The sequence below is a fragment of the Pseudaminobacter soli (ex Li et al. 2025) genome, from assembly GCF_003012705.1.
GTDB lineage: Bacteria > Pseudomonadota > Alphaproteobacteria > Rhizobiales > Rhizobiaceae > Pseudaminobacter > Pseudaminobacter soli.
Window position 1 is genome coordinate 1 of sequence record NZ_PXYL01000047.1, and the last position, 5,125, is coordinate 5,125.

Below are 5,125 nucleotides of genomic sequence, written 5' to 3' on the forward strand. Positions count from 1 at the left end.
CGTCCTGCGCGCGCTGTCTCGCAAGAAGCTCAAGGTGCGCGAGATGATCCTGTCGCCCATCTGCGGGGCGCTGGCGGCCGCCTATCTGACTCTGCCGACGGTCCATTACCTCAAGGCTGTCGGCTGGTCACTGCCTGCCGAGGACGCCCAGGCCATTCTCGCCTCGGCTTTCCTGATCGGCACCTGCGCGATGTGGATCTCGGACATCATCTTCGAAGTGGTGGCGCGCCGGTTCAGGACGCAGCCGCCACACTGAACCCGCACCGGGCGGCTTCCCGGGGGCACGAAAGGAGCGATCATGATCCATCTGCGCTGTCACCCGCCGAACGAGATCAACGCCCGAACCTACATCGTACCGAAGGTATTGCCATGATGGCAACACCATGAAGGCACCCGCGTCATACAGGTGCCTTTCTCTCTCAGCCCGTCGTCTCACCCGAGGCGGCGGGCTTCTTTTTGCGTATCAAGATGACGAGGACCGTGCCGCAAGCAGCATTTTCAACTTGTGCTTCCTTTCGTCCGTTAGGTGACGCCAGTCGATGCCGGAAAGAGCTGCGTCCATCGCCCAAAGGGCATTCAGCGTTACTCCGCGGCCAAACTGGAATTTGAGCCGCGCATAGGCTTCCACGGCCCCCATGGCCCGCAGTCCGTCCGCACTCCGTACCCCAATTTCTGCGAGGCGCTTCGCAATATAGGGACCGAGGTTGGGTAAGTCCTCAATTGTGTCCGTCATTCGGTTGTGCACGTTGGTTGTCGCTAGGAACTCGAGCCTCGCATGCCGCAGTCGCTCACCACAAGAGGCGAACCATGGAGCTGGTCGGCCCAAGGACCGCGCCAAGAGACGAGATCGAGGCGCCGCATCGTGACGGACGAGGGGTCGATCGCGCCCAGGAAGGCTTGCACTTCGGTCCGCCGCCTTACTCGCTCCGCTCGATCTTCCACTTCTCCTCGCCGGCTGGAACGACCATCTGCACCGGCTCCACGGCCAATGCTTGGGCAACTGCCTCTATGGTGTCGATTGTAGGCGATTTCTCATGGCGCTCAAGAATGCCGATATAGCGGAGGCTTAAGCCCGACAGCCGTGCGAGTTCAATCTGGGTTAGGCCGCGCGCCCGGCGCAACTCGCGGAGATTGGTGGCAAAGACTACGCCGATACTGGCCTTGGTAGTCATTCTTCTCCCTCGATCCGCCACTTATCCTAAGGCAGGGCGCCCATCGAAGGTGGAAGTAGCGGCACGCAACGATTTCCGCAACCTGGTCAGACGACCGGGACGGACGTGCCCAAAGAAAAGGCCCCAGTTTTCGCCGGGCCGAATGTAGGTCGCATCGGGCCGCCGACTTCGGTTTCACCGTTGATGCTAGCGCCTAGGAAATCCGCCTCGGTACCCATGCCCCAAGTCAAACTTCGCGCCGCCAGTCGCCTTTGGCGGATTTGAGCTTCCGGCAGCAATCTATGCATAGGGTGGCTATCCGAAAGTGGTATTGGAAACCGGGTTTTCCCCGACTTGCTATCAGGGAGACCGGAACCAATTGACAGGCTCGCCGTTATCAATGTGCGCCAACTAGGGGTAGGTGGCACAGCATAAAATAAGCCCGTCGTCTCACCGGAGGCGGCGGGCTTTCGCCTATTCAACCGGCTGCGCCTCAGGGAGCCCCGCTTCGCCGGGGCGGGTTTTACCTTTTCAGGCCTTCCGTTTTCCACGACATGACTGGCGGGTGCTGTCCACCTCTTCGGGGCAGGACAACACCTCCAATGTGTTCCTGTCCCGAGGAACTTTCTTGTTCGCGGTGCGTTCGCTTGCAACGTCCGATTGAGGGCCATCCCTCACGATCATCGCGCAGAGGCCCGTCCTCCCCACGATCGTCGCCAGGCCTAGAGCTCCCGACGGACAATTTCCCTTGGAGAAGACAATGAGACACTACCTCTCAACACTCGCTTGTTCGGGATTGCTGGGCATTGGAGCGCTCATCGGCACTACTCCTGCTTTTGCAGGCAGTATCTCCAGCTCACCTTCCGCAAAGCCCGCAGCAGACGGTCAGACGTGGAGTATGTCCTGCGCCACGGCTGCCTGCCAGGGCAAATTTGAGCCAGCCGTTCTGGTGCGCAAGCCCTCCGACGGCGTGGGAAGCGGCCTGCAGTTTGTCCACGGCGGTGGCGGTGGCGGAGGCGGCCACGGCGGCGGCGGAGGAGGCGGCGGTGGAGGCGGTCACGGCGGTGGCGGCTTTGGCGGCGGCGGTGGCTTCGGCGGGGGCGGTGGCGGCTTTGGTGGCGGTGGACACGGCGGCTTTGGCGGCGGCAGCTTCGGCGGCGGTGGTCACGGCTTTGGCGGCGGCAGCTTTGGCGGCGATCACGGGTTTGGTGGCGGCTTCGGTGGAATGGGAGGCTTCCATGGAGAAGGCGGCTTCCGTGGCATGGGAGGCTTCCACGGCGAAGGGTCCCGTGGCTTCCACGGCCACCACGGTGAACGCCATGAGGGCCGCTTCAACCATAATCGGCACTTCTTCAATAACCGCTTCAATAATCAATTCAATAATCAAGGAGGCGGCGGCTTCGACAATAGCGACATTGGCTGGGGCTGGTATGGTTTTGGCGTGCCGTATTCCTACTGCAACCCCTATACCTACGGCTACTATGGCGCCTGCTATCCGGGATACTATCAGGGATACTAATTAGTTAGACGCCGCCGAAACCTCAGGCTGATCTGGTGTGTTCGGCGCAAACTGCTGCTCTTGATGTCGATCCCTAATCCGAGAGCGCAACTTTGTGTGTACCGGCCCGTCGTCTCATCCGAGGCGGCGGGCTCTTAGCGTTTCATGACATGCTCAGGGTCAGGGTCGTTGCGGAGCCTTCTGCCTCGCCCTTTCGGCAATCACAAACCATTCCGGCGCTAACCCACTGTTCCAAGTCAGCTCGGCCTCGGCGTCGTGTTGCTCTTCCACTGCCTCAGGCTCGAGGTCGGCGTCTCCGTCCATGCTGTCGAGAATGCAAAGCAGCCGCTCGATTTCCGCCTCGATTGCCGCGCGCCCCACCTTCATTCCTCCCCCCAGCGGATCGTAAGTTCGCCGTCGAGCGCCTTAACAGCGCGGGCTACTGCCTGGTAGTTGGGTTTGCCGGTTGGAAACCACTCAGCCTTCCTAAAGTAGGTTTTGGTCTTGGCCAGTTCATCTAGATCGACCATGGAGTAGCCAAGGTCGAAGCATCGGGTCCGTATGGCGTCTAGCAGCGGGATGCCTGTCCGCGCGAATGGTCGACGTTTGCGGCGGATGCCGTGATATCGGCTTACCCCTAGGATTTGCCCGAGCGATCGGTTCGGAAATGCCTCCCGCAACTGATCTGGCGATGCTGTTGGAACCAGCCGCCGCCTCATAATCGGAGCCGTACTGCCTGCAAAGCTTATCCTCGGCATCGGTCCAGATGGGATCGCCTTTGGGAGTTGCTCCGCGGTACCGGATGTTGCGTCTGGCGCGGTCGGCGGCGTGGGCATTGCGCGTGTATTCCGTCAGGTACATTCCATTCCTCCGTTCGCCCCCGCCGCTTCTGAGCGAAGCAAGAGGAGGAGCTCCGATCAACCGTAGAGGTCGAGGAATTCCCGTAATACCCGCTTTCCCTAACGGTAGGTGTGGACTTCTGTTGAAGACTGAGCGACGGCATCGCTGACGCACGCCTCAAAAAAAAGCCCCAGCTTGCGCCGGGGCCAAAAGTCACTGCGTAGCGCAGATCAGAACTTGTAGGCGACGCCTAAGCGAAGATCATGGGTACGAATTTTGGTTTCCCATTTCTCGTCCTGAGGCATGGCGACGAAGTCTTTCTTTCCATACTGGGTGTAACGATACTCGCCCCGCAGCGTCCAATTGTCAGTCACGGCATATTCCGCGCCTGCACCCAGCGTCCAGCCAGTGAGATTTTTGGCGGCCTCATCGTAAAAACTTCCGTTCTCGCGCTCCTCAAAGCGAAGACGCGCAACCGCAAAGCCACCCGTTACGTAGGGCATGACGCGGTCGAAGGCATAACCCAACCGAACGCGCCCGGATCCGTTCCAAGCCAGCTTCGTAGTGCTTGCAAAATCCGGGTCCCCTACGGTTTCACCGGTCGCCTTCACATCACCCCAATTAACATCGCCCTCGATGCCAACAACGACTCCGCCGTCGAGCTGGTAATTATAGCCGCCAAAAATGCCGCCGAAGGCACCCCGCGGGCTCAGGCGATAGTCATACATATCACTGACAACGTAGTCGTGGTTGACCTTTCCACCGGCCACGTAGCCGACCTGGCCGCCGACATAGACGCCCGACCAGTTATAAGCGGCAACTGGTTCCTGAACGACAACGTCAGCAGCTTTGGCGCCTGTAGTGCTCGCTGCAAGCAGTGCCGACGCGATGATGAAATTTCTCATTAAATGCTTACCCCTTTGGCCCTAGCCGAGCCGGCTTAATCCACCGTGGGTCCTGATTGCAACCGGCAGTGGCCTAGTACGCACAAGTAGCGTGCGTCTGTTGCAATCGGGCTACATCGTCAGTAGCCGCGCGATACTGTTTTCCCTGACCTGACTGGCAATCCAGTTGAGAGTAAGTTGCGCTAGTCCGACAGAATTGGACTTCCTTCTCCAAAGGAAAAGAGCCTGCTCCGGTTTGCCGGGGTGGGCTTTTCCTATTTCAGGCCTGCCGTTTTTCCCGACATGACCACCGGTTAGCCTGCCGCTAATCTGCTTCGATGGTCTGGGGGCGCAACCCCGCCTCGGTTCGCCGGGGCGGGTTTTTGCGTTTGCCGGCTCGCGCTCGGTGGTCTCGGCGCGGAACCTTAATATCGCGGCCTCGTTGCCTAGTATGTTGCACGCTGGCGGCCAACATGATTTCCTCCCCGCCAGCCGCTAGCCCGTCGACTTCCAAACGCCGGCGGGCTTTTTGCCTTGACGGGAACATCAGTGGCCACGGCGAGTTTACCGCCATGGCTTCAGCACTCTTCCGCAACGTACGCTGGATGCCACAAGGCCCGTCGTCTCGTCTCACCCTAGGCGGCGGGCTTTCTGCCTAACCCTGTTTAGTAGGATCTGCGCCCGTCGATATCTCACCATCTTTTTGGATGGCGGCTTCGAGGTCGGCGGGGTCTATCTGGATGATCTGTCGT

General features: G+C 60.0%; 7 protein-coding genes. 1 reads left to right on the plus strand and 6 read right to left on the minus strand.

The annotated features are described in order from the left end of the window. Positions 1 to 256 (plus strand): hypothetical protein (locus C7I85_RS31305; RefSeq protein WP_106727651.1); only part of this gene is annotated, 256 nt, incomplete at its 5' end. A 207-nt stretch (positions 257 to 463) separates the two neighbouring features. On the opposite strand, the gene C7I85_RS30055 is transcribed toward C7I85_RS31305, so the two are convergent. The 6 genes from C7I85_RS30055 to C7I85_RS30080 form a co-directional block, all read right to left on the minus strand. Then, a complete protein-coding gene (locus tag C7I85_RS30055) occupies positions 464 to 733 on the minus strand; it encodes a TfoX/Sxy family DNA transformation protein (protein ID WP_106727652.1) in 270 nt (89 codons plus the stop codon). A gap of 184 nt (positions 734 to 917) precedes the next feature. After that, on the minus strand, positions 918 to 1,172 hold the full coding sequence (locus tag C7I85_RS30060) for a helix-turn-helix domain-containing protein (RefSeq protein WP_106727653.1): 255 nt from the start codon (positions 1,170 to 1,172) through the stop codon (positions 918 to 920). Between the two features lie 835 nt (positions 1,173 to 2,007). Then, entirely contained in the window at positions 2,008 to 2,538 is a 531-nt protein-coding gene (locus C7I85_RS31310) for a hypothetical protein (protein ID WP_181257464.1), read from the minus strand. A 291-nt stretch (positions 2,539 to 2,829) separates the two neighbouring features. Then, positions 2,830 to 3,036 (minus strand): hypothetical protein, encoded by a 207-nt coding sequence (locus tag C7I85_RS30070; RefSeq protein ID WP_106727654.1) that lies wholly within the window; start codon positions 3,034 to 3,036, stop codon positions 2,830 to 2,832. After that, positions 3,033 to 3,179 carry a hypothetical protein gene (locus C7I85_RS31970; protein ID WP_245445172.1) on the minus strand — a complete coding sequence of 49 codons (147 nt, stop codon included), beginning with the start codon at positions 3,177 to 3,179 and terminating at the stop codon, positions 3,033 to 3,035. The genes C7I85_RS30070 and C7I85_RS31970 overlap by 4 nt, the downstream gene beginning before the upstream one ends. A 540-nt stretch (positions 3,180 to 3,719) precedes the next feature. Further along, positions 3,720 to 4,394: an outer membrane protein gene (locus C7I85_RS30080; protein WP_106727655.1), complete on the minus strand. Its 675-nt coding sequence runs from the start codon at positions 4,392 to 4,394 to the stop codon at positions 3,720 to 3,722. Positions 4,395 to 5,125 lie beyond the last annotated feature (731 nt).